Origin of the sequence: Streptomyces sparsogenes subsp. cuspidosporus, from assembly GCF_039532705.1 — a bacterium.
GTDB lineage: Bacteria > Actinomycetota > Actinomycetes > Streptomycetales > Streptomycetaceae > Streptomyces > Streptomyces sparsogenes.
In genome coordinates, this window is sequence record NZ_BAAASD010000001.1 from 479,838 (window position 1) to 502,873 (window position 23,036).

A 23,036-nucleotide genomic window follows, 5' to 3' on the forward strand; every position below is an offset into this window, starting at 1 on the left:
GGCTGGGGCGTGTGTCGAAAGTGCCTGGTGAGGATGGTGGAGAGCGCATTTGTGATCCAGAATGACCCGGGGCGAGCCGCACGCGCCCCTGGGCCTCGATCCGGGCGGGGCGACGCCGCAGGGGACCACCGTGTCCTTCGCCGCGGAACTCATCGCGGTGCGCAGCGGCCGCAGCGGTCGTTCGCGCTCCCTCCTGGAGGGGGCCGTCCACCCGACGGCGGGCGCGTATCTCGTCGGCCCCAGCGCGGTCGTGGACCGGTCCGTCAGCCGTCCAGCATGCCCGAGGCGTCGATGACCTGACGGATGGCCCGGCCCGAGGCCAGCTCCTCCAGCGCTGTGTTGACGGCGGCCAGCGGCAGGGTGCCGGTGTGCATGCGCTCCACCGGCATCAGGCCCGTCCGCCACAGCTCCAGGAACCGTGGAATGTCGCGGCGCGGTACCGCGTCGCCCATGTACGAGCCCAAGAGGGACTTGCCCTCGCCCGCGAACGCCAGCGCCGGGACCTCGAGCACCCGGTCGGGGGCGGGCAGACCCACCGAGACGACCGAGCCACCCCGGGCCACGGCCGTCAGGCACTCGGCCATCACCTTCGGGCTGCCCACCGCCTCGACGGCCAGCTCGGCGCCACCGCCGGTGAGCGCACGAATCGCCTCCACCGCCTCGCCGGGGGCGTAGGCGTCGGTGGCGCCCAGCTGGAGGGCCAGTTTCCGCTTCTCGGGCACCGGGTCGACCGCGATGACCGGGTGCGCCCCCGCCGCCCGTGCACCCAGTACCGCGGACAGGCCCACGCCGCCCAGGCCGTAGACCACCGCGGACTGGCCGGGGCGCAGGGCGGCCGTGTTGACGACGGCTCCGGCACCGGTCAGGACCGCGCAGCCGAACATCGACGCCACCGTGAACGGGATGTCCTGCGGAATCGGCACCACCGACTCCTGGGCCAGTACCGCGTGTTCGGAGAACGCGGAGACGCCCAGGTGGTGGTGGACGGGGGCGCCGGAGGCGTCGGTCAGCAGCGACGGGCCGTGCAGCAGCGCCCCTGACCCGTTCGCCGCGGCGGCCCGTGCGCACAGCGCGGGTCGGCCGGCGGCGCAGTCGGCGCAGAAGCCGCAGCTCGGCACGTAGACCAGGGCCACATGGTCACCGGGTCCCACCCGGCTGACGCCCGGTCCGGTCTCCTGCACGACGCCCACCGCCTCGTGCCCCAGCGCCATCGGCAGTGGGCGGACCCGGTCGCCGTTGACCACTGACAGGTCCGAGTGGCAGAGCGAGGCGGCCGCGATCCGCACCAGCACCTCTCCCTCGCGCGGGGCGCCCAGCTCGAGCTCCTCCACCTCGACCGGGCGCGTCTCGGAGTAGGGGCGGGCGGTCGACACGCCGCGCAGCACCACCGCACGGGTCTTCATGCCCGTACCTCCGGACGCGGAGCGCAGCGCAGCAGGTCACGGCTGTCCAGCAGCGGGAGGACCTTGCCGAGCACGATCTCCTGGAAGTGCGGGGTGGCGCGGTGCGCGGTGAAGTCGGCTTCGCCGACGTACTCCTCGTACAGCAGGATCGCCCGCGGGTCCTCGGTGTCCTGGTGGACGCGGTAGGCGAGGTTCCCCGGCTCCTCGCGGGACGCGGCGGCCATGGTGGCGAGCAGGGCGAGAACGGTGTTCTCCTCGCCCTCCTGGGTGCGGTAGCGGGCGACGACGGCGTATGACATGGGACTACTCCTGGGATGGTGCGGCGTGCCTCTTGAGCGCGGTGGGCGGAACCGGCGGCAGCTCGTCCCGGCGCAGGTGCCAGAGGCGAGGGTCGGACGTGGCGGCGGCGACGGACCCGAGTGCCAGGGCGAGGGCCACGTCGGCGGGGGTCTCCACGAAGCCCGCGGCGACCGACGGGGACATGGCGCGCAGTGCCTGCTCGCTCATCCGGGCGACGATCGGGGCCGGCATGATCTCGACCAGGTCCGGCGTCCCGCGCGAGACCGCGTCCGTGGAGCGGCGGAGATTGGACCGGTCGGTGACGAACACCTTCATCATCGTCAGCAGGCCCAGTGGTCGGCCCTTCTCTATCAGCGAGAGCCGGGTGCTGACCACGCCGTGCGCGCCCATGTTCTTGATGAACTCCAGCGCGCCCCGGTCCTGGGCCAGACCGGGGCTGCTGTCCACGTTCACGAACACGGTCTTTCCCGCCCGGCACAGCGGCGGTACGACCTGGGGCAGCTGCCCCACGGCGAGCGACGCGAGGATGCACACCTTGGCCGGTGCGGTCAGGAACTGCCGCAGCGGCTGGGTGCCGACGAGCGACGCGACGACGGGGACCTCGGCCAGCGCACGGGCCAGCCGGGCGTCGAGCGTGGTACCGGACCGGGACGGGAAAGGGGGCATGGCAAGGCCTACCTGGGGATCAAGGGTCCGTGGCGGCTGAGGTCAGCTCAGCGGGGACGTACCGAAGCGGCTGGGAAGGCCCAGCTTGCCAGGGTTGAGGATGCCGGCCGGGTCCAGGGCCTCCTTCACCGCGACGAAGGTCCCGAAGCCCGCCCCGAGGGATTCCTCCAGGTAGGGGCCGCGCAGCAGGCCGCAGCCGTGGTGGTGGCTGAGCGCCGCGGAGTGCTTGAGGAGCACGGCGTTGGCCGCGTCCCACACCGTGCGGTACCAGTCGCGGCGCGACTCGGGCGCCACGTTTCCGCGGAGCGAGAAGTAGACGCAGGCGCCGTCGGTGTACGCGTGGGACTGGTGGGCCGAGGCGGCCAGGGTGCCGTCCACCGCCTGGACCGCGGCGACGACCTCGTCGTAGATCACCGGAAGGTCGGCCCAGGACGCGGCCATCTCCAGGGTGTCGGCGACGAAGCCCGGACCCGGCTCGAAGCCTTCGGCGGACTTGCCGACCAGCATCCGCTCGTCCAGCCAGCGCTCGAAGACGGCCTGGCTGTCCAGCTCCGGGCCGTACTCCTCGCAGACCTCCCTCGCCACCGTGATCGACGCGTCGACGACGGCCGGGTCGCCCTCGTCGGCGATGAGCAGGAGGTTCGTCTCCGGGTGGCCGAAGTGGGTGCCCGACTCCAGGGCGTCGTACAGCCGCAGGACGGCGGGGGTGGCGCCGCGCTGCATGATCCTGCGGCAGGCGTCCAGGCCCTCCGCGAAGGTCTCGAAGCCGTACGCGGCGGCGCTCGCGTACTCCGGCAGCGGGTGGACCCGCAGCCGGGCCGAGACGATGACGCCGAGGGTGCCCTCGGAACCGACGAACAGCTGGCGCAGGTCGGGGCCGACCGCGGCGCGGGCGTAGTCGCCGTACCTGGCCCGGGTGCCGTCCGCGTGCACGACGTCGACGCCGACGACCATGTCCTCGATCTTGCCGTACCGGGTGGAGAGCTGGCCGGCGCCGCGGCAGGCGATCCAGCCGCCGACGGTGGAGAGGGCGAACGCGGACGGCCAGTGGCCGGTGGTGACGCCGTACTCCTCCTGGAGTCGCGTCTCGAAGAGGTCGCCGAACATGCCGGCCTGGACGTCCACGACGTTCGACTCGGCGTCGAAACCGATGATCCGGTTCAGCCCGCACACGTCCAGGACGACGCCGCCGAATACGGGGAGCGCGGCGCCGGTGACGTTGGAACGGCCCGCGGACGGGGTGACGGGGACGCCGGCCGCGTGGCAGATCCGCAGCACGGCCGCGACCTGGTCGGCGTCGGCGGCCTCGACGATGACGGCGTTCGGGGTCGCGGGACGGCCCTCGGTCTCGCCGATCATCGAACCGGCCCACCAGTCACGCGTCCGCGTGACGACCTCGTCACGGGAGGTGTGCACCGCGTGCGCGGCCTCGCGCAGCGCCTCGACCACGGACTCGGGGACCTCGACCGGGTGCGTCTGGAGCGCGGCCTCGCCGTCGCCGATCGGGGTGTTCCGCGCCCACGTGGCGAAGCTGGGGGCGCCGACGGTGTAGTTGCCCCGGTTGAACGGGTGGGTGATGGTCTGGCGGCTGATCATGCTGCTGCCCCTTCGAGGAGTACGGACTTTTCGTGACGGACGGCTGCGAGGTACTCGGCGACCGAGCGTTCGACCTCCGCGTCCGTGAGGTTCAGTTCCTGGCCGAGGATCGCGCCGACGGCTTCGGCGGCGGCAACGGAGGCGTCCCGGGCGAACAGCCGGGCGCGCGTACGGCGGGTGAGGACGTCGTCGACCGACCGGGCCAGCTCGGCGCGGGCCGCGTACACGACCTCCGCCTTCGTGTACGGGAGGCCGACGACGATGGGCTCGGCCAGCGACGGGTCGTCCTGGATGAGATCGCCGACGAAGCGGGCCTCGGTGCCGAAGCGCTCGCCCAGGTGGGCGGCGATGCCGCCGGACGCGGCGACGGCCTCGGAGTCGTACCCGGCGCCGCCGAGGAGCGGGAGGCCGGTGGTCCGGCTCTTCCCCTTGCGGCCGAGGAGCGTCATCACCTTGTCGACGACGAGCTCGCCCATGTGCCGGCTGGTGGTGAGCTTCCCTCCGGTGACCGTCACCATGCCGGTGCGGCCGATGGTGATGCGGTGGTCACGGCGCATGTCGAGGGTGGCGCCCTCCTTGCCGCCGACCAGCGGGCGCAGACCGCCGATGGAGCCGACCACGTCGTCCGGGGTGAGTTTCCCCTCGAAGGCGGTGTTGGCGCCCTCCAGCAGGAAGTCCATCTCCTCGCGGGTGCAGTGCACGTCGTCCGGGGAGCCCTGGTAGTCCTCGTCGGTGGTGCCCAGAACCACGTTGTTGCCCCAGCGGGTGCAGGTCGCGCGGCGGGCCCGGCCGGGGATCGGCACGGTGACCGTGCAGTTGATCCGCACCTTCTCCCACGGCACCACGATGTGGACGCCCTTGGCGGGCCGGACCTGCGGCCTGTGGCCGTCGTCCGCCTTCGCGTCCAGCTCGTCGGTCCACACCCCGGTGGCGTTGACGACGACACGGGCGCGGATGTCGATGGTGTCGCCGTCCGCCGAGACCCGGGCGCCGGACACCTGGCCCCTCCGCGTCAGCAGGCCCTCGGCCCTGGCCCCGTTGAGGACCGTCGCGCCGAGCGCGGCGGCGGTGCGGACGATGGTGAGCACGAGGCGGGCGTCGTCGGTGCGGGCGTCGAAGTACATCAGCCCGCCCCTGAGGTTTTCCGCACGCAGGGTCGGCGCCTGGGCGAGCACCTCGGGAACGGTGAGCCGCTGGTGCAGTTTGCCGATCCGCCACCCCCCGACCAGGTCGTACGTCCACAGCAGGCCCTCGAAGCCCTTGGCGAGGCGGGCGTCGAAGACACCCTCCTTCTCCAGGACCGGGAAGAGGAACGGCAGCCGGTGCACCAGATGCGGGGCGTTCTTCCGGAAGCGGTGGCGCTCCAGGAGCGAGTGCCGGACCAGATTGACGTTGCCCTGCTCGATGTAGCGCAGGCCGCCGTGCACCATCTTCGACGACTTCGACGAGGTGCCGGAGGCGAAGTCGTCCTTCTCGATCAGGGCGGCCCGCAGGCCGCGCGAGACGGCGTCGAGCACGGTGTATGCCCCGGTGACGCCACCACCGACGACCAGCACGTCGTACATGTCGTCGGCCAGCCGGCGCTTGAGCGCCGCCCGGTCGAGCAACAGCGGTGTCCGGCGGGTCGCCGCGGCGTCGCGCCGCGGTTTCCGGGCGGGCATGGTGATCACAACATCAACTCCTGGTGTTTCGGTTCGTCGGCCCGTGGTCGTGGTGCGGGCCGCCGCTGCGACGGCCGGGGCCGTCAGTGGGGGGTGTGAGGTTCGGGAGCGCCCTCCCGCAGGGGGAGCAGCGCGGGGTCGTTCAGATGGGCGATCAGCACGTCGCGCCAGGCGACCCGCGACGCGGTGCGCTCGGCCGCCGTGATCGACGGCTCGAAGACCCGGCCCCGCGGCTGCGCCTCGACGACCTCTTCGAGCGAGGACCACAGGCCCTGGGCGACCCCGGCCAGATACGCGGTGCCACGCAGGCTCGCGGAGGAGGAGTCGGAGACCCGTTCCAGCGGCAGGCCGGTCAGGTCGGCCTGGATCTGCATCAGCGGGTCGCTGCCGGAAACGCCGCCGCCGACCCGGAGCCGGGTGAACGGGGTGCCCATGGTGTCCGCGACCCCGTCGATCAGGTCGCACACCGAGTGCGCGATCCCGTCGAGCACGGCGCGGGCGAGGTCGGCGCGAGTGGTGGCCAGCGTGAGCCCGGTGAGGGAGGCGGTGGCCTCCGGGTGCCAGACGGGCGTACGGATCCCGGCGAGCGCCGGGACGAGACACGGCGTGCTCCCCGGCCGGGTGCGGCCCCTGCTCGCTTCCTCACCGAGCTCTCTCGGCGACGCGAACAGCCTCAGCTCGTCGCAGAGCCAGCGCAGCGCCGAGCCCGCGGTGGAGGTGTAGGCCTCCAGGCTGTAGTGGCTGATGCCGCCCTGCCGCCGACCGGGCTGGGCGAGCACCCCGGAGATGTCCGGACGGGGCAGGGCGGGCGCGGTGCCGGTCGCCGCGTCGACGAACGCGCCCGTCCCGTACACGCACATGCCCTGCCCGGCGGCGAGACCACCGAGCGCGACGAGCGCGGCGTGCTGATCGCCCATGGAGGCGGCGAGCGGGACGGCGATGCCGAGGGCCGCCGGGTCCGTCGTGCCGAAACCGGTGTCGTCGGAGCGGAGTTCCGGCAGCAGGTCGAGAGGGAAGCCGAGGTGCCCGATCCATTCCTCGTCCCAGGCGTGCCGTTCCAGCAGATAGCCACCGGTGGACGCGGCGTTCGTCGGGGTGGTGGCGTGCACGGCGCCACCGGTGAGGCGCCAGATCAGCCAGGTGTCGACGGTGCCGAAGAGCAGCCGTCCCGCCCGTCGTGCCTCGGCCACCTCCGGGTGCGCGGCGATCTGCCGGGCGGCCCAGAGGAACGGTGAGCGGGCGCCGACCGGCCGGCCCTGCCGGGCCAACAGGACGCCGTCCCACTCCGCCTCGTAGGCGGTGAGCTCGTGCGCGTACCGCCGGTCCTGCCACACCACCGCGGGCAGCAGTGGCCGCCCGGTGACCCGGTCCCACAGCATCGCCGTCGCCCGCTGGGTGGACAGCGCGACCGAGGCGATCCCGATGCCCTCCTCGCGCGCCCGGGCGACGGCCTGGCGCGCCACCTCGACGGTGGCGGTCCAGATCTCCGTCGGGTCCTGCTCGACCGCGAGGTCATGAGGATGGCTGACCTTGATCGACCGGTAGAACACCTCGTGGGTGGCGCCCGAGTCGAGCACGACCCCGGCCCGGGTGCCCGTGGTGCCCTCGTCGATGGACAGCACACCGCGCCGTGGGGAGGCGCCGGGGAACGTCTGCGTCATGGCAGCCCTTTCATTCGAGCATCGCGAGCGAGCCGTGCGGAGGGACACGGAGGGGAGGGGTACGCAAGGGAGGGACACGGAGCGGAGGGACACAGAGGGGAGGGGTACGCAGGGCAGGGGACGGGGTGCGCCAGGTTCGGCGGCGGATCAGCGCGCGGTCACGGAGAGCGCCGCGGCGGTGTCGCGGTTCCGCCCTGCGACCTGGTCGGGCGAGGCGGCCTTCGTCGGGTCCCACTTGATCAGCAGACAGGTGATCAGGCCGATCAGTGGCACAACGGACAGCACCAGGAAGGTGTCGGCGAGTCCGAGCGAGTCCTTGATCTGCGGGAACACATACAGGCCGGCGACACTGCCGAAGCTGCCGACCATCCCGGTGACACCGGTGCCCAGGGCGCGGACGTCACTGCTGTAGGAGAGGGCGGCGATGGACTTGCCGTTGGCGCCGGGGCCCGCCGAGTGGCAGAGGATGAACAGCACCGGCAGCAGGAACGCCACGGCCGTGGGCACCTTCCCGAAGGTCAGCCCCATCGCCACCAAGGCCACGAAGACCCCGGCGAAACCGGCGGCGGAGCTGAGCCGCAGCCCGAGGCGGCGGCCGAAGTACGCGGACAGCAACCCGCCCGCGATACCGAAGGCATTGAAGACCATCGAGCCGACGGTGGCCTTCTCGAAGCTCTCCCCGAAGATCGCCAGGCTGATCAGCGGAAGGTACCAGCCGACCGCGAAGTACTGCATCGACTGCCCGAGCGAGATGACCGAGGAGAGGATCGTGCGCGGCAGGTACTCGCCCCTGAACAGGAGCCCGGCCTGGCGGAACCCGATGACGGGACCATCGGCAGCGGCGCGGGTCACCGCGTCGGGAGTACCGGCGATGGCCTTGATCCCGTAGATCCGGTCCAGGTTGGCAACGGACTCGTCCAGCCGGCCCCTGCCGGCCAGCCAGGTCGGGCTCTCCTTGAGCATGAGCGCCTGGCTGAGCAACAGCGCGACGGCGACGACCGCCGCCGAGCCGACCGACCAGCGCCAGATGTCGGCGCCCGCATCGAGGTTGAAGAAGAGCAGGGCCAGGGCGAGGTTGCTGGTGGTGGCGACGTACCAGACGGCCTGCCACAGATTGAGCCGGCCGCCCAGCTTCGCGGGCGTGTACTCGGCGAGCAGAGCCATGGCGACCGCGAAGTCGACGCCGTACGCGACACCCACCAGAACCCGGCCGAGCCAGACGACGGTGAAGCCACTGGCGAACGCGGCGAGCAGACCACCCGCGATCGCGAACACCTTGGCGATGAGCAGTGGGGGAACGCGACCGATGCGGGTGGCGAGCCAGCCCCCGAGGGGGTTGAAGACGATGGCCAGGGCCGGAGCGGTGGCCGTGAGGATCGAGACCTGGGTGCTGGTGAGCTCCATCTGCGACGTCATCGGTCCCAGACCGGCGCTCAGGGCGGCGTTCGAGTAGGCGTCGAGGAACAGCCCGCCGAACACGAGGAACCAGATGACCTGCGCCCGGCCGGTGATCTTTCCCAGCCCATCGATGAGCGCAACGACGTCGGCGACGCCTCTGACGCTCGGACGTTGTGCCATGAATCCGCCTTCGAGGAAGACCCGCCGGCGGCACGGGGAGCACAGAAAAAGGCACGACGAAGCCACCGACAGGTGGTCTATGTCTATGCCTGTCAAAACACTGCGGAAAGCTCCGCAGCACGGAACTGCTGGGACCGCCAGAACACGCGGTGCAGTGAGGTTAAGAACCGATCAGGAGAACCGTCAAGGGTTTCAGCCGGGTTACCGAAACGTGACTAGTGTCCTGCACGGGGCCGGCCAGCTCCGGGCGGTGGCCGCCCCTCCTGGAGGCGAATCCGGAAAGAGGGTCGCTCCATCGAGTTCCCCAGGTGCTGACCGATGATCCCGCCCACGTGTGCCAACATGTCGCCATGAACAGGCCCCGGGGTCGGTTGCGGACCGAGATGCAGCGCGAAAGCGGCGCGGTGACACCGTTGGAGCTCTTCTTCGACCTGGTGTTCGTGTTCGCACTCACCGGGGTCACAGCGTTCATGGCCGAGGATCTCACCTGGCACGGGATGCTGCGCGGGATGCTGATCTTCGGGCTGCTGTGGTGGAGCTGGGTGTGCTACTCGTGGCTGGGCAATGTGGCGCGCGCGGACGAAGGCGTCACCCGGCCGGCGCTGTTCGCCGCGATGGCTGTGATGTTCGTCCTCGCGCTGAGCATCCCGGAGTCGTTCGACGACCTCCCTGGCGGGCTGCACGGCCCCGTCGTCGTCGCGGTCTGCTACTTCCTCTTCCGTGGCGTGCACCTGGTGCTGTTTTGGATCATCTCCGCCGATGACCCGGGGCTGCGCGGGCAACTGCTGCGTTTCGCGCCGTCGATGCTCGTGGCGACCACTTTGCTGCTGGTCGCGGCCGTAACCGAGGGGCCGACGCAGACGGCGCTGTGGGCGGCGGCGCTGGTGGCGGACTACCTGGGCAACTACCTGGGTGGGGCGCGGGGGTGGCGGCTCCGCTCGGCCGGGCACTTCGCCGAACGGCACGGCCTGATCCTGATCGTCGCACTGGGCGAGTCGATCGTGGCGGTCGGTGTCGGGGTGGCCAAGCTGCCGATCTCGTTGCCGATCGTGGCCACCGCGGTACTGGGGCTGGTCCTGTCGGCGACGCTGTGGTGGTCCTACTTCGACGTCACCGCGCTCGCGGCCGAGCGGGTGTTCGCCGCCACGCCGGACGCCGACAGGCCCCGACTGGCGCGTGACGCCTACAGCTATCTGCACCTGCCGATGGTCGCCGGCGTGGTGCTGCTCGCGTTGGGGCTGAAGAAGGTCCTGGCGTACGTGGGCGACCCCGTGCACCACGACCTCGCCGAGCCGCTGAAGGGTGTCGGGCTCACCGCGCTGGTCGGGGGCCTCACGCTGTACCTGCTGGGACACGCCGGATTCACCTGGCGTGTCCTGCATGTCGTCAACGTGCGGCACGCGGTGCCGGTCGTCGCGTTGTTGTCGATGCTGGGGATCGGGCCGCACATCCCGGCGCTGGCCACCCTCGCGGTGCTCACCGCCGCGATGGCCGGGCTGGTGGCGTTCGAGACCACCCGCTTCGCCGAGGACCGCCACCGGATCCGCCACGAACACTGAAACCCGCGGAACGTCGTCACCGAGGTGCTCGAAAACTGGCCGCCCCGCATGGTCGCCGGTCGCCGGCGTCGGGGGTGCGGCGGAACAGGGGCGCGGCCTGAGCAGGTTGCGGTGGTGCAGGCGCACGGGGCCGCTTGATGGAGCGGGTGCCGTCGATGGCGCAACTCGGCGGTGCAGGGAAAGCGAGGTGTCCTGCCCGGTTACCTCGTTCCTGCCCGGTTACCTCGTTCCGGCGGGCGGGTCGGCGAACACCCCTTCCAGCATGCCGGTCGCCTGGCCGACCTCGATGAGATAACCGTCAGGGTCGCGGAGATAGCAGCGCAGCTCGGCTTTCCGGTCAATGGGCGGGGTGAGGAATTCTGCCCCTTTGGCGCTCCACTCCCGGTAGCAGGCGTCGATGTCGGCCACACGGATGTTGAGGAAGCTCGACGTGGTGTTGGGGTCATCGGGCGGCTGCAGCGTCACATCGGGTTTGTCAGGGGTCGGGCCGCCGCCGGGGTTCATGATGATCCAGCCGTTGGCGAGCTTGATGACGCACGGGTTCTCTTCCAGCACCACGGTGCCGCCGAGGACGTCCGCGTAGAAGGCGCGCGACCGGGGCACGTCCCGCACGGTCAGGAAGTGGGTGAGGAGCACCCCGGTGACCGGGGCAGGCAGGTCGTCTCGCTGCATTCGGGGTCCCCTTCGCCGGCGTCGGGTGCTTCAAAAGTCAACTACGAACCCCACGCGTCGCTTCAGTCCATATTGCACCGTTGCCCGGCTCACCGCCCCCGGAAGGCAGAGCGCAGCCCGGTACGCCAGCGACCGGCATCATCCACGAACACCAGACCATCCACCCGACCAGTTCGACCGGCACGTCACGCGGGACCCAAGCCCGGCGGGTCATGCCATGACCGGCGTCGGTCACGAAGGAACCGTTCCAGAGGATGGCCCTGATCGATGGGAGGACGGACGATCTGGCGGAGGTCGCCAGGGCAGCTCGGGCATGGCACGACGGGGCGTCCCTGGACGACATTTGCCGGGCGGCGCCCTTCGTCCCTCGTCGGCGAGCCCGGGTTCGGCTACGTCGAATGGCCGTACCCGGTTGCTGACATCGCCGTCCGGCAAGCGATGCTGACCGGAACCTGTCCGCCTCGCCATGCCTTGACCGCGCAGGAGCGCGCTATGTTTGCCGCGCTGGCCACTCGACGGCGCTGATCGAACCGGGAGTGCGCGGTGTGCTGGCGGCGCTGGACCCGGATGAGCGGGAGGTGGCTGTGGCCTACGCCCGCAACCCCACCGTTCGGACCTGGACCGACGCCGCCGATCCCGTCAGGAGAGCCCAGCCGGAGCGGTTTGGGGAACGAGCTGAGCGGCCGGCGCGGCGGACCCCGTCTCCCACGCACGAGAGCGGGGGCCCGCCGCAATTGCCTCCTGTGCCCTTGAGCGACCTGGGCGCTGGATCAGCATGCCGATGCTGCGCAGCCTTCCAGTTCGGCGGGGCACGCCCTACCGCAGGGGGAGAGGGCGGCTGGAGGCCAACCGGGTGGGAATGGGGTCGCTGTGGTGAGGATTGCTCATTGGCCCTTCTCGGTGAACCAGTCGATGAGGCCCTGGGCCGTGTTGTGGGCGGAGTCGATTCCGGGCATCTCGTCGGTGACGGCCTCGGCGCTGCGGAGGAACATGGCCTGCTCGTACTCGGTGAGCGCCGTCTCGATGTCGTCGGGGTGCGCGGCGAGGGCTTCCCCGAGTTCGGCGCCGTCGAGCATGGCCAGGTTGGCGCCCTCGCCGTTCGGGGCCGATAGGTGGGCGGCGTCGCCGAGCAGGGTCACTCCCGGGATCCGGTTCCATCGGTGCCCGGCCGGCAGGGCGTAGAGGGGCCGCAGGACCGGGGCCAGGTCGGTGTCGGTGATCAGTGCGGTGAGCTCCGGTGCCCAGCCGTCGAATTCCTGGGCGATCCGTGCGGTGGCCGTGGCGGCATCAGCGAAATCGATGGCGGCGAACCAGTCCTGCGGCTCGGCGATCCCCACGTAGGCGTGCAGGGTGTCGTTCTTTTCCCGGTGAGCGAAGATCGCCCTGCCCGGCATGGGAGCGATCAGCATCCCGCCGCCGACCGCTTTCGCGGCGGCCGGATGCCGTGTGTCGGCGTCGAACAGGTAGGTCTCGACGACCGAATGACCGATGTACTCGGGTGTGGCGGAGGACAGCAGCGGCCGGACCCGTGACCACGCGCCGTCCGCGCCGACCAGGAGGCTGGTGACCACGGTGCCGCCGCCGGCGAACGTCACCTCGTGGCGGCCCTCGCCGAGGGCACGGATGCGGCCGGCCTTGTGCCCCCAGCGCACGGTGCCTGCCGGGAGCGAGTCGAGGAGGACCTGTCGCAGGTCACCGCGCTGCACCTCGGGGCGTCCGCCCGTGCCGTCGTCGGCCTGGTCGAGCAGCACAGTCCCGTCCCGGTCGAGGAGCCGCAGCGCCTGGCGGCCCTCCAGGACAATGGTGTGGAACTCGTCCATCAGGCCGGCCGCCTTGAGCGCGAGCTGCCCGTTGTAGTCATGGATGTCGAGCAATCCGCCCTGCGCGCGCGCCGAGGGGGAGGATTCTGCCTCATAGACGGTGGCCGGGATGCCGCGGAGGTGCAGGAGACGGGCCAGCGTGAGTCCGCCGAGTCCGGCGCCGATGATCGTGACGGGGGTGTGCATGGTGATCTCCTTCGGAATCGGGCCGGCCGGTGAGTTCCGGCGGGCCGTCTCTGGAAACGTGCCAGCCCCCACCGACGAGCTGCCGACAGCCGCCGACAGTGCTCCGACCCGGCACCGACACCACAGATCAGCTGGCTAAGTCGGCGCCCGCCCACGGTGCCCTGAATGTGAGGGTCCGGGCATCGGCGACCGCTCAGGCTGCCTGGGTACCGGGCGGTGAGGAGACCCTGCGGTACATGAGATCCATATCCGCCGACGTCGGTGGAGCGGTTTCTCGGCGATGGCCGCGGCTTCGTCGGTCAGCTCGCGCATCCCGTCTCGGCCGCCCCGCTGGGCCACCGTATAAGCGACGGGCTGAATCAGAAGTGGACGCTCGGCGGCACCGGCCCGCCCGGCGCCGCGCAGGTCCGGATGGTCCGCAGCGGACAGCGCGATCGACAGTGCTTCTTGAGGCCGGCGCGCTTTCCGTGCCAGTACGGCGAGTTGGTGGGCCACTTGAGATACGCCGGCCACGCGCTCACCACCGGCGACGTCACGGTGAGCACTCCGAGCTCCTCGCCAAGCTCTGGGCGTGGGCGGAGGCGTCGCCTGAGCCGCCCGCCTCCGCCCACCAGGCGGTAGACCATGGTCCAGGCTCGCCACGGCGTCTGCTGGGCAGTGGACCGACGGCAAGCCAGCCACTGTGTCGCTCCGCGCCCTTGAGTACTCCGTCCGCGTGAGCGCCGACCGTCCCGGCATCGCGCCGGCGGCAGTACCTGTGGGCATGCCGGGTCGCAGAAGGCGAGTCCCGGCGCAGCCGGTGCCCGTCAGCCTTGGCCGACGTCCTCGGATGCCGCCCGGGCGATGGTGTCCGCCACCGTTGTGCAGCAGCTTCCATCCGGCCGTGGGCCGACAACACCACCGGGTTCGTCGTGCCGGACGCAGGCCACTTCATCCCGGACGAACAACCCGACGCCGTCGCTGCCGCTCTGGCCGGCTTCATCGCCGAAAGCGATTGACCCCGGCCAGACCCACCCGCCTGCCAGGCGACCGGCTTGTTCTGGCTCACAGCGTTGTTCAGGCTCACCGCGAACTCACCGAACGCCACCCTCGCTCCCGAGGGCGACGACGCATCCGGCGTCGGCACAGGCTGCGGCTGAAAGCCCCTCAGCGCCAGCAGCCCCTGCCGGCGGCCGGTTCGGGACCTGGACCGCACCGAGCTGGTCGCCGTGGTGGCAGGGTGGCGGTCGAGTCACCCTGCTCAGCACCCACCTGCCCGTCCTCGAACAAGCCCCGTTCACCGAACGCGCCAAAACCGCCCTCTACCAGGTCCTGCGCACCGGCGGACACACCGACGCAGCCCACGCCCCACACCCTCCGGGGGAGGACGAGGACAAGCCCGCCGCCGGCGACCTCGCCCGCGCCGTCCTGCTCCTGGTGGCCAACAGCCCCCAGGCCTTCCGCACCCGCAGCAGCTACGTCCTGGGCATCCCCGTCGACTCCATGGCACAGGTCCTCGACGAAGTCCGCCGCTACCTCGCCTGGCTCGCAGCCCAAGGCCACCTCGGCAGCATCCACCCCTGGGCCGCCATCACCGCGTCCGACCTCGCCCAACGCATCCGCTGGCGCACCCTCGGCCCCTGCCGCGGCTCCGGCCGTCTGCTGTGGATGTGTGAACGCATGGCCACCCCCGCCCACGCACACCGACTCGTTGCCACCATGTGGCGTGCCGCTCGCGACCGCGGTATGGACGCCCCGGACTGGCCCGGCACCACCCCGACGACTACCGCGCCCTCCTCGCCACCCGCACTACGGGCATCGACCTTGAGACCCGTCCGGACGGCATCCGTGTCCATGCCCCGCGCGGCACCGTCATCCACCTGTGGACCGGCGCGACCGTAGCCCGCCACACCGCCGATGGCACCACATGCGATCTCCTCTACCCGACCCCCCTCCCGGGTTCTGACGCGCAAGTCGAGCACGGGGGAGCGGTGTTCACCTGCGGTGATTACCTGGCCACCGGCTGGCTGTCCGTATACAACGCCATTGCCCCACGCGCATAGAGCGCGTGGGGAGTTGTGACCGTCGGTGGTCCGGTGTGAGGTCTCACCTGCCTACAGCCCGGCTACGACAAGGATGCCACCGCCCCCAACGGCGACTGGGAGCCCCTCGCCGCCGATGACGCCGAGCACATCGCGTTGCGACTCGACGCCGGGCTGCGTCTTGATCGAACTCCGATCGTTATCCAGGGTGAATCGCCGTTGCGGCAGTTCATAGCTTGATCGCCGCATCAGGCAAGTGAGGCAAGTCGGGCAAGTTGCTCGACGTTGGGTAGCGCGGCGAGCCGCCGACACGGATCAGGCCGTCGAGGACGTCGACGACGAACCGGGACGCGGGGCATCGCTTCGAACTCGTCTCGTGAGTCGTCGTTCAGCGCCGCGTTCGTATCGGGTGACGGGCGCTCGGCGATGGCTGGGCCCGCCGGTCAGTCGATGCCTTCGACGATGCGGAAGTCGCGTTCGACGCCGTCGGGGAGGGCCACCAGCGCCTTCTGGTATGCCTCGCTCTCGTATGCCGCGACGGCCTGTTCAAAGCTGTCGAACTCGATCAGAACGACGCGTTGCGTGATTCCGGCCTCGTGGGCGACGACTCGACCGTCACGGGACAGGAGGCGCCCGCCCCCAGCCCGGACAGCCGGACGGGCCAGCTCGTTGTAGGCAGTCAGCCTCTCAGGGTCGGAAATGGCGGGGTAGACACTGACCCAGTAGCCCTTAGCCACGGAAACCTCCTGTGCTGGGCCGGACACGTCCGACTTCGAATTGACACTCAGACCGATCGATCCCGGCGACGGGTACTGGGACCAGCGGAATCGTCATATGCGCAGGTTAGGGCTTGATGTGCGGGCGAGGGAAAGACCGGTACGGGATAGACTCAGAACGGATCGTTATCCATCGGCAGGGAGGCCACGTGGCGCCGGACACGGTGAGCCTGCGGTACTTCCTGGTGCTGGCGCAGGAGCTGAACTTCACCCGCGCGGCCGCACGGATCGGTATCGCACAGCCCGCGCTCAGCGCCCGGATGCGCCGATTGGAGGCGGAACTCGGTGCGGCCCTGATGGTCCGCAACACGCGTAGCGTCGTATTGACCACGGCCGGTGCGGCTTTGGCGGAGTCCGCGCCGTCCGCGCTGGCGGCGCTGGACCGCGCATGGGACACCGCCCGGAGCGCGGCGGCCGGTGAACTGGGCACGCTGCGCATCGGATACAGCCTCAGCGCCGGGGCCGAGACGGCACCGGCCCTGGTGGACAGGCTGATTCGCGGCAACAGCGGACTCGAGGTCGGCGCGGTCCCGATGGCGACACCGGAAATCTCCCCCGCGGTCGCCGACGGCCGCATCGATGCCGGGATCACCCGCGGTGAACAGCCGGGCCGTGGCGTGCGCCGGTTCCTGCTGCGGCGTGTGCGCGTCGGGGTCCAGCTGGCGCAGCACCATCCGCTGGCCGAACACCCGGAGATCGAGATCGCCGACGCGGCCGCGTATCCGCTGCGACTCCCGGACCGTGCAGCCAACCCCGTGATCCACGATCAGCTGTCCGGACTGTTCCGAGACACCCGACCACACCCCCGATTCCACACGCCCGCAGTCGCTTTCGACATGTCTCAGCGCGACCTGCGCGACGGGGTCACCCTCGCCCCGGCCGGAGAACCCGCGGTCACCGCACAACCGGCGGGTCTCACCTGGCGACCGCTGCGGGGCGCGCCCAGCCTGACGATCCACCTGGTCCTCCCACGCGAGCAGTCGCCGCTGCACCGCCGCATCCGTGCCGTCGCCAAAGCCCTGGCGCACGAGCTGCACTGGCTGCCGGACTGACGCGCAAGAGGTCAAGCGTTCCGGGTACCATGTCAGCCGCCTCCGGACGTCGGTGAGAGCACCAAGCCCGTCATGGAACACGGCTCCACCAGTGATCTCGGCAAGCCTCTGCTACGGCATCGCCAGCCATTCACGCGTGGTCCGAAACGCACCCCGAAGGATCGGCTCTACCGCCTCCTGCCGTCCTTCGTCCGACGGTTCCTCGGCTCGGATCAGCGAAAGAGCTGTTGGCGCCCGCCGTTCGTGGACTCCCGGGCGTGCAGCCAGTGCGGAGCCGTGTGCACCTCGAACGGCAGGGGCTGGTCCGAGCGGATGCGGGCCGCCAGGCACTTCACGGCCAGCGAGGCGATGGCGGTCTTGTCGGGGACCACGGACGTGAGGGACGGCGTGCTGTAGAGCGCCTCGTCGGAGCCGTCGATGCTCGCCACGGCGACATCGTCCGGGATGGTCAACCCGGCCTCGAACAGGGCGCGTTGGGCACCGACGGCCAGCAGGTCGCTGAAGCAGAAGACCGCGTCGGGGCGTACGTCGGCCGGCAGGGCGGTCAGGGCGCGCATCGCCAGCAGGCCATTGCGCCGGTCGAACTCCTTGATGGCGGGGGCGAGCCGTGGGTCATAGGTCACCCCGGCGTCGTGCAGGGCGAGTTGGAAGCCCTCCAGGCGCTGACGGCTGGTCGCCGACCCTTGCTGGTCCACACCGATGGCGGCGATCCGCGTACGGCCCAGGGCGGCCAGGTGCGCGGTGGCGTCGCGTGCCGCCGCCACGTTGTCGATCAGGACGTGGTCGGCCCCCACCTGGTCGCGCTCGTAGCTGCGCTCCCCGAGCAGGACCAGCGGGAACTCGTTGGCGACAGCGGCGAGTTCGTCGGGCGAGACGCCCAGGGGCGACAGGATCACACCGTCCAGCAGGGACGCGCCGACGCCGGTCGCCAGGCGCAGTTCCTCTGTGGCGTCGCCGAGTGTCTCCTCGATCAGGACGGTCAGGCCCAGGTGCGCGGCCTCGGTCCGTACGTGGTGGGCGAGTTCGGCGAAATACGGCGTGGCCAGGTCCGGGACGGCGAGGCCGATCAGGCCGCTGTGCCCGGTGCGCAGGCGGCGGGCCGACGGGTTGGGCCGGTAGCCGAGTTCGTGCACGGCCTTCAGTACGCGCTTCCGCGTGGCCTCGGATACGCGGGGAGCATTGCGTACAACGTTGGACACGGTCTTGATCGAAACCCCCGCCCGCTCCGCCACGTCCTTGAGTGTTACCGCGGCCACTGGCCAACCTCCTCACCCGTGTTTCCCCGCATTATGCATGAGCCGCGGCGGGCCGTCAGCTCCAGGGTGGCTCGGAATCCCGTACCGGACGAGGGGTTGACCGCGGCGAGATATCGCGATTACAACGTTGGAATCAACCGATAGCAAGCGATTGCTGCCAAGGAAGTCACACGGGCAGCCGTCTGCTGTCCGTCGGACGGGTCCGGGCTGCCCGCCCGTGCCCACGGCGCCGACGCCCGCCGCACATCTCCTGAGAGGGGCCGCATGCCTTCGCACCGCTCCACCACCCCACTGCGCGCAGCCGTGGTCGGCACCGGGGGCATCGCGCGCTCCAGCCACCTGCCCGCGCTGCGGACGCTCGCCGACGCCGGCGAGGTGGAGATCGCCGCCGCCGTCGACGTCGACATGGACGCGGTGCGCGCGTTCGCGGCCGGCGCCGGGATCCCGCACGCCTCGACAGACCTCGACGCGACGCCGGCCGAACTGCGTTCCGACCGCGTGATGTTGTGCACACCGCCCGTTGTGCACCGCGACCAGACGGTGACCGCACTGACGGCGGGCGCCTGGGGATGGTGCGAGAAGGGCGGCGCCCAGGGCTGGGCGCCGGACACCGCCCGCAACGAAGAGGCTCACGCTCCGCGGCGGTCGGCGTGTCCCGGCTGCGCGTCTACTACTGGCCCACCGCCGACGGCAAGCCCGGCGGTGGCACCCCGCATCCGCGCCTCATATGCAGCGAGGGGCACGTGGTGGCGGGCCGGGGCACCGTGCCGCCACCGGCGGAGTTCCAGCGTGCCGCCGCCGATCTCGTACGCCCCCTGGTGGACGCCTGGCAGCGGCGCCGGCGCGATGGCGCGCAGGCCGCCACGTCGGCGACCGCGGCCCACCCCGCCGCCCTGCGCGACAAGGACGAGCGGCACCTGACCGAGGCCCAGGCCACCGCGACCGGCCCCACCGCACGCGGACGCTTCGGTATGTGTGGCCGCCGGGACGTCTGCCCGGGGATCTGACGTCCCTCCGACTGCCTTGCGCAGCACTCCCCTTCCCACCTTCTCCTCCCCTGGAAGGCCCCCATGCCCAAGCCTCCGAACGGCCGGCTCCCACGCCCGAGCCGCCGGTCCGTCCTGGCCGTTGCCGCAGTCGGCCTCAGCACCGCCCTGACCGGCACGCTCTCCGCGTGCTCCGCCGCGAGTGGCGACACGTCCGGCATCAGCCTCCGGTTCTCCTGGTGGGGCAACGACGACCGTGCCGCGCGCACCGAGAAGGCGGTCCGCCTCTTCGAGAAGGAGCACCCCGGTGTCACCGTGCGCACATCGAACGGCGACTTCGGCTCGTATCTCCAGAAGCTGGCCACGCAGGCCGCCGGAGGCGGCGTACCCGACGTGGTACAGCTCGACTACCGGCAGATCTCCCAGTACGCGGCGGGTGACGCGATCAGGCCCTTGGACGGTGTCATCAAGGACCGGACGATCCGCACCTCCGACATGGACCAGGACTTCCTGCGCACCGGTACCTACAAGGGCAGGCAGTTCGCCCTGCCCATGGGGCGTGGCATCACCGGATACGCCTACGACTCCGTCGTCTACAAGAAGGCCGGAATCCCCACCCCCCGGCCCGGCTGGACCTGGCAGGACTGGGCGAAGGCCAACAAGAAGATCGCCGCCCTGGGGCTGAAGTCCCCCGACGGACGCCCCTTCACCGGCGCCAACGACGGCGGCACCAACGAGGACGTCTTCGAGACGTGGCTGCGCAGCCGCGGCAAGAACCTCTACGCGGACCAGACGGAACTCGGCTTCACCGAGGAGGACCTGACCGCCTTCTGGTCGTTCCTCAACACGCTCCGCGAAGAAGGCGCCATCGCCCAGGCCCGGGACACCGTGCAGGCCAAGAGCACCGAGACCAGCCCCATCGGCCGCCGTCTCGCGGCCGCCGACTTCACCTGGGACGCGACGTTCCCCGGATACGCGGCCCTGCTCGGCGAGGACATCCACTTCGCACCCGTGCCCACGACCGACGGCCGGCAGGGCACGTACTTCAAACCGAGCATGCTCCTCGGCATCGGCTCGCAAAGCCGACACCCCAGGGAGGCGGCCCAGTTGATCGACTTTCTCCTCAACGACCCGCGGGCCGGCGACATCCTCGGCTTCTCCCGGTCGACCCCGCCGAACCGCAAGATCGCCGCCCGCGTCGCCAAGACGCTCGAGGGGCCGGAGCGGGAGATCTACGACTACGCGCGGACGATGGAGAAGTACGGCCTGGACATCCCGCCGACCGCGCCGCCGCCCGGCGACCTCGCCATCCAGACCGCGCTCAGCCGGGGCTACCAGCGCGTGATCTACGGCATGGCCACGCCGCGGCAGGCGGCACGTGAACTCATCGACGAGGCGAACCGGGAGCTGGAGTCATGAGCACGGTGTCGACGACGAGGGTGCCCGGACTCACCACCCGCCCGACGCGGCCGAACCCGCGGAAGAGCAAGCGGCGCCAGGTCCGTGAACGGCATTGGCCCGCCTATGTGTTCCTCTCCCCGTGGATGATCGGCGCGGTCGTGCTGACCCTCGTGCCGATGGCCGTGTCCCTGTACCTGTCGTTCACGGACTACAACCTGTTCGACCCGCCGCGCTGGGTGGGGCTGCGCAATTACGAGGAGATGCTGACCGAGGACCCCCGCTACTGGCGCTCGGTCGGCACCACCATGCTGTACGTCGTCGTGGCCGTCCCGCTGAAGCTGGGCCTCGCCCTCGGTGTGGCGATGCTGCTGCGGAACCTCGGCCGGGGCCGGGGCTTCTACCGCTCCGCGTTCTACGCGCCGTCCCTGCTCGGCGCGGGCATGTCCATCGCCCTGGTGTGGAAGGCGCTGTTCAACGACGGCGGCACCGTTGCGGGCGTCCTGGACTCGGTCGGCATCCACACCGGCGGCTGGGTCGGCAACCCCCATCTCGCGGTGTACGTGATCGTCCTGCTGACCGTGTGGCAGTTCGGTGCGCCCATGGTGATCTTCCTGGCGGGCCTCCAGCAGATCTCGCCCGACCTCTACGAGGCCGCGGCGCTCGACGGCGCGGGCCGCTGGCGGCAGTTCGTGTCCATCACCGTGCCGATGCTGTCCCCCGTCGTCTTCTTCAATCTGGTCCTGGAGGTCATCAACTCCTTCCAGGTCTTCACCCCGGCCTTCGCCATCAGCGGCGGCGACGGCGGCCCCGCCGACTCCACGATGTTCTACACGCTGTACCTGTACGAGCGCGGCTTCACGGCCTCGCACATGGGATACGCGGCGGCGATGGCCTGGCTGCTGCTGATCGCCATCGGCGCGATCACCCTGCTCCTGTTCCGGACCTCCCGGTCCTGGGTCTTCTACGCGGACGAGGAGGGCCGGTGAACATCGCCACGAAGCGGTGGCTGCCGCACACGATCTCGGCCGTCGCGCTGCTCGTCCTGCTGTATCCGCTGGCCTGGCTGCTGGCCACCTCGCTGAAGCCGGCCGACGAGGTGATGACGAGCCTCGACCTGTGGCCCAGCCACCTGGAGTGGTCGAACTACACGACCGCCCTGGACGGGGTCTCGGGCGTCACCGTCACCCATCTGCTCGGCAACACCCTGCTGATCGCGGGGGGCGCCGTCCTCGGCAACGTCCTGTCCTGCTCGCTCGCCGCCTACGCCTTCGCCCGGCTGCGCTTCCGCATGAGCAAGGTGATGTTCGCCTTCATGGTGGCGACGCTGATGCTGCCGCACCACGTCGTACTGATCCCGCAGTACATCATCTTCAACCGGCTGGGCCTGGTGGACAGTTACTGGCCGCTGATCCTGCCGAAGTTCCTGGCCACCGAGGCGTTCTTCGTCTTCCTCATAGTCCAGTTCATGCGCGGCCTGCCGCGTGAGCTGGAGGAGTCCGCGCGGATCGACGGCTGCGGTCCCTTCCGTACGTACTGGTCGATCACACTGCCGCTGGCCCGGCCCGCGCTGATCACCACGGCCATCTTCACGTTCATCTGGACGTGGAACGACTTCTTCACGCAGATGATCTATCTGTTCGCACCGGAGAAGTACACCATCACCCTCGCCCTGAGCAGCTTCGTCGACCAGTCCAGCACTTCCGCGTACGGGCCCATGTTCGCCATGTCGGTGATCTCGGTGCTGCCGATCGTGCTGTTCTTCTTCGTCTTCCAGCGCTACCTGGTGCAGGGCATGGCCGCGTCCGGACTGAAGGGGTGAGGTACACCATGGCCCACGCACCGATCGCGCCCCGGCGCGAGCGCCGGGAACCCGGAGAGGTCTTCGGCTCCGGCTTCACCCTCTTCGCCGACATGCTGCTCATCGGCCTGCTCACCAGCCTCGCCTGCCTGCCGGTCGTCACGGCCCCGGCCGCGTTCGCCGCAGCGTCCGCGACGCTCCGGCAGGCCGCGGGCAACGGCGTGCAGATCAGCGCCGGTACGTACGGCGCTCACCTCCGTGCCCACCTGTCCGCGCGCTCGGCGGCCCTCGGTCTGGTGCCGCCACTGATCGTGGTGGTCGTACTGATCGATGCCGCGCTGATGCGTGCCGCGCTGCCCGGAGCGCCCGTCATGGCGCCCGCCCTCGCGCTGCTCGTCCTGGGAGCCACGGTTGTGGCGCTGCGGGCGGCCGCGCTGGAGGCACCGCACGTCCTGTCCGCACGCGAGGCACTGCTCCGCTCGGCCGCGGACCCGCGCGGCACTCTCCTGCTGGCCGGTGCCGTGATCCTCAGCGCGCTCCTGGCCTGGTCGATTCCGCTGCTGATCGCGCTGCTGCCGGGGCCGCTGGCGTTCGCCGCCACGGCCGTGGACCTCCGCTCTCCCGCGGACGCCCAGGAGAGCTGA

20 protein-coding genes and 3 pseudogenes are annotated in these 23,036 nt (G+C 70.7%); 10 read left to right on the forward strand and 13 right to left on the reverse strand.

Translation table 11 applies throughout. The annotated features are described in order from the left end of the window. Positions 1 to 263: 263 nt before the first annotated feature. The 7 genes from ABFY07_RS01915 to ABFY07_RS01945 form a co-directional block, all read right to left on the reverse strand. Positions 264 to 1,403: a zinc-binding dehydrogenase gene (locus ABFY07_RS01915; RefSeq protein ID WP_346172704.1), complete on the reverse strand. Its 1,140-nt coding sequence runs from the start codon at positions 1,401 to 1,403 to the stop codon at positions 264 to 266. Continuing rightward, positions 1,400 to 1,702 (reverse strand): putative quinol monooxygenase, encoded by a 303-nt coding sequence (locus tag ABFY07_RS01920; protein ID WP_346172705.1) that lies wholly within the window; start codon positions 1,700 to 1,702, stop codon positions 1,400 to 1,402. Before ABFY07_RS01920 ends, ABFY07_RS01915 begins: the two co-directional genes overlap by 4 nt. A 4-nt stretch (positions 1,703 to 1,706) precedes the next feature. Continuing rightward, positions 1,707 to 2,369: a glycerol-3-phosphate responsive antiterminator gene (locus ABFY07_RS01925; protein ID WP_346172706.1), complete on the reverse strand. Its 663-nt coding sequence runs from the start codon at positions 2,367 to 2,369 to the stop codon at positions 1,707 to 1,709. Between the two features lie 42 nt (positions 2,370 to 2,411). Further along, entirely contained in the window at positions 2,412 to 3,965 is a 1,554-nt protein-coding gene (locus tag ABFY07_RS01930) for an FAD-binding oxidoreductase (protein ID WP_346172707.1), read from the reverse strand. Then, positions 3,962 to 5,635, reverse strand: a complete 1,674-nt coding sequence (locus tag ABFY07_RS01935) for a glycerol-3-phosphate dehydrogenase/oxidase (RefSeq protein ID WP_346172708.1) — start codon at positions 5,633 to 5,635, stop codon at positions 3,962 to 3,964. Before ABFY07_RS01935 ends, ABFY07_RS01930 begins: the two co-directional genes overlap by 4 nt. A gap of 74 nt (positions 5,636 to 5,709) precedes the next feature. Continuing rightward, positions 5,710 to 7,287: an FGGY family carbohydrate kinase gene (locus tag ABFY07_RS01940; RefSeq protein ID WP_346172709.1), complete on the reverse strand. Its 1,578-nt coding sequence runs from the start codon at positions 7,285 to 7,287 to the stop codon at positions 5,710 to 5,712. A 147-nt stretch (positions 7,288 to 7,434) separates the two neighbouring features. Further along, positions 7,435 to 8,865 carry an MFS transporter gene (locus ABFY07_RS01945; RefSeq protein WP_346172710.1) on the reverse strand — a complete coding sequence of 477 codons (1,431 nt, stop codon included), beginning with the start codon at positions 8,863 to 8,865 and terminating at the stop codon, positions 7,435 to 7,437. A 350-nt stretch (positions 8,866 to 9,215) separates the two neighbouring features. On the opposite strand from ABFY07_RS01945, the gene ABFY07_RS01950 reads away from it, so the two are divergent. Further along, positions 9,216 to 10,424, forward strand: coding sequence for a low temperature requirement protein A (locus ABFY07_RS01950; RefSeq protein WP_346172711.1), 1,209 nt, complete (start codon positions 9,216 to 9,218; stop codon positions 10,422 to 10,424). A 219-nt stretch (positions 10,425 to 10,643) separates the two neighbouring features. Here ABFY07_RS01950 and ABFY07_RS01955 read toward each other — a convergent pair whose 3' ends face one another. From ABFY07_RS01955 to ABFY07_RS01965, 3 genes are all read right to left on the reverse strand, one after another. Further along, a complete protein-coding gene (locus ABFY07_RS01955) occupies positions 10,644 to 11,096 on the reverse strand; it encodes a VOC family protein (protein ID WP_346172712.1) in 453 nt (150 codons plus the stop codon). An 884-nt stretch (positions 11,097 to 11,980) separates the two neighbouring features. After that, positions 11,981 to 13,102, reverse strand: coding sequence for an FAD-dependent oxidoreductase (locus ABFY07_RS01960; RefSeq protein WP_346172713.1), 1,122 nt, complete (start codon positions 13,100 to 13,102; stop codon positions 11,981 to 11,983). A gap of 359 nt (positions 13,103 to 13,461) precedes the next feature. Next, complete coding sequence (locus ABFY07_RS01965; RefSeq protein ID WP_346172714.1) at positions 13,462 to 13,647, reverse strand: hypothetical protein; 186 nt, start codon at positions 13,645 to 13,647, stop codon at positions 13,462 to 13,464. A 321-nt stretch (positions 13,648 to 13,968) separates the two neighbouring features. Here ABFY07_RS01965 and ABFY07_RS01970 point away from each other — a divergent pair. Both ABFY07_RS01970 and ABFY07_RS01975 read left to right on the forward strand, forming a co-directional pair. Continuing rightward, positions 13,969 to 14,100: pseudogene (locus tag ABFY07_RS01970) on the forward strand (alpha/beta fold hydrolase); the annotation flags it as partial. Between the two features lie 418 nt (positions 14,101 to 14,518). Continuing rightward, entirely contained in the window at positions 14,519 to 14,983 is a 465-nt protein-coding gene (locus ABFY07_RS01975; protein ID WP_346172715.1) for a hypothetical protein, read from the forward strand. A gap of 583 nt (positions 14,984 to 15,566) precedes the next feature. Here ABFY07_RS01975 and ABFY07_RS01980 read toward each other — a convergent pair. Continuing rightward, a complete protein-coding gene (locus ABFY07_RS01980) occupies positions 15,567 to 15,860 on the reverse strand; it encodes a DUF1330 domain-containing protein (RefSeq protein WP_346172716.1) in 294 nt (97 codons plus the stop codon). A 188-nt stretch (positions 15,861 to 16,048) separates the two neighbouring features. Here ABFY07_RS01980 and ABFY07_RS01985 point away from each other — a divergent pair, with 188 nt between their 5' ends. Next, complete coding sequence (locus ABFY07_RS01985) at positions 16,049 to 16,951, forward strand: LysR family transcriptional regulator (protein ID WP_346172717.1); 903 nt, start codon at positions 16,049 to 16,051, stop codon at positions 16,949 to 16,951. Positions 16,952 to 16,963: 12 nt separating this feature from the next. On the opposite strand, the pseudogene ABFY07_RS01990 reads toward ABFY07_RS01985, so the two are convergent. Both ABFY07_RS01990 and ABFY07_RS01995 read right to left on the reverse strand, forming a co-directional pair. Then, positions 16,964 to 17,092: pseudogene (locus ABFY07_RS01990) on the reverse strand (DUF4037 domain-containing protein); the annotation flags it as partial. Positions 17,093 to 17,163: 71 nt separating this feature from the next. Continuing rightward, a complete protein-coding gene (locus tag ABFY07_RS01995) occupies positions 17,164 to 18,207 on the reverse strand; it encodes a LacI family DNA-binding transcriptional regulator (RefSeq protein WP_346172718.1) in 1,044 nt (347 codons plus the stop codon). Positions 18,208 to 18,471: 264 nt separating this feature from the next. Here ABFY07_RS01995 and ABFY07_RS02000 point away from each other — a divergent pair. From ABFY07_RS02000 to ABFY07_RS02025, 6 genes and pseudogenes are all read left to right on the forward strand, one after another. Next, a pseudogene (locus tag ABFY07_RS02000) lies at positions 18,472 to 18,729 on the forward strand (Gfo/Idh/MocA family oxidoreductase); the annotation flags it as partial. Positions 18,730 to 18,857: 128 nt separating this feature from the next. Continuing rightward, on the forward strand, positions 18,858 to 19,214 hold the full coding sequence (locus tag ABFY07_RS02005) for a hypothetical protein (RefSeq protein WP_346172719.1): 357 nt from the start codon (positions 18,858 to 18,860) through the stop codon (positions 19,212 to 19,214). Between the two features lie 63 nt (positions 19,215 to 19,277). Next, positions 19,278 to 20,612: an ABC transporter substrate-binding protein gene (locus ABFY07_RS02010; protein WP_346172720.1), complete on the forward strand. Its 1,335-nt coding sequence runs from the start codon at positions 19,278 to 19,280 to the stop codon at positions 20,610 to 20,612. Beyond that, entirely contained in the window at positions 20,609 to 21,580 is a 972-nt protein-coding gene (locus ABFY07_RS02015; RefSeq protein WP_346172721.1) for a carbohydrate ABC transporter permease, read from the forward strand. Before ABFY07_RS02010 ends, ABFY07_RS02015 begins: the two co-directional genes overlap by 4 nt. Further along, complete coding sequence (locus ABFY07_RS02020) at positions 21,577 to 22,413, forward strand: carbohydrate ABC transporter permease (protein WP_346172722.1); 837 nt, start codon at positions 21,577 to 21,579, stop codon at positions 22,411 to 22,413. Before ABFY07_RS02015 ends, ABFY07_RS02020 begins: the two co-directional genes overlap by 4 nt. Positions 22,414 to 22,421: 8 nt before the next feature. Next, entirely contained in the window at positions 22,422 to 23,036 is a 615-nt protein-coding gene (locus tag ABFY07_RS02025; protein WP_346172723.1) for a hypothetical protein, read from the forward strand.

What these genes read in the sequence shown, in the direction of transcription:
- ABFY07_RS01915 (WP_346172704.1), bottom strand. Translation starts at nt 1,403, where the DNA reads ATGAAGACCCGTGCGGTGGTGCTGCGCGGCGTGTCGACCGCCCGCCCC.
- ABFY07_RS01920 (WP_346172705.1), bottom strand. Translation starts at nt 1,702, where the DNA reads ATGTCATACGCCGTCGTCGCCCGCTACCGCACCCAGGAGGGCGAGGAG.
- ABFY07_RS01925 (WP_346172706.1), bottom strand. Translation starts at nt 2,369, where the DNA reads ATGCCCCCTTTCCCGTCCCGGTCCGGTACCACGCTCGACGCCCGGCTG.
- ABFY07_RS01930 (WP_346172707.1), bottom strand. Translation starts at nt 3,965, where the DNA reads ATGATCAGCCGCCAGACCATCACCCACCCGTTCAACCGGGGCAACTAC.
- ABFY07_RS01940 (WP_346172709.1), bottom strand. Translation starts at nt 7,287, where the DNA reads ATGACGCAGACGTTCCCCGGCGCCTCCCCACGGCGCGGTGTGCTGTCC.
- ABFY07_RS01945 (WP_346172710.1), bottom strand. Translation starts at nt 8,865, where the DNA reads ATGGCACAACGTCCGAGCGTCAGAGGCGTCGCCGACGTCGTTGCGCTC.
- ABFY07_RS01950 (WP_346172711.1), top strand. Translation starts at nt 9,216, where the DNA reads ATGAACAGGCCCCGGGGTCGGTTGCGGACCGAGATGCAGCGCGAAAGC.
- ABFY07_RS01955 (WP_346172712.1), bottom strand. Translation starts at nt 11,096, where the DNA reads ATGCAGCGAGACGACCTGCCTGCCCCGGTCACCGGGGTGCTCCTCACC.
- ABFY07_RS01960 (WP_346172713.1), bottom strand. Translation starts at nt 13,102, where the DNA reads ATGCACACCCCCGTCACGATCATCGGCGCCGGACTCGGCGGACTCACG.
- ABFY07_RS02010 (WP_346172720.1), top strand. Translation starts at nt 19,278, where the DNA reads ATGCCCAAGCCTCCGAACGGCCGGCTCCCACGCCCGAGCCGCCGGTCC.
- ABFY07_RS02015 (WP_346172721.1), top strand. Translation starts at nt 20,609, where the DNA reads ATGAGCACGGTGTCGACGACGAGGGTGCCCGGACTCACCACCCGCCCG.
- ABFY07_RS02025 (WP_346172723.1), top strand. Translation starts at nt 22,422, where the DNA reads ATGGCCCACGCACCGATCGCGCCCCGGCGCGAGCGCCGGGAACCCGGA.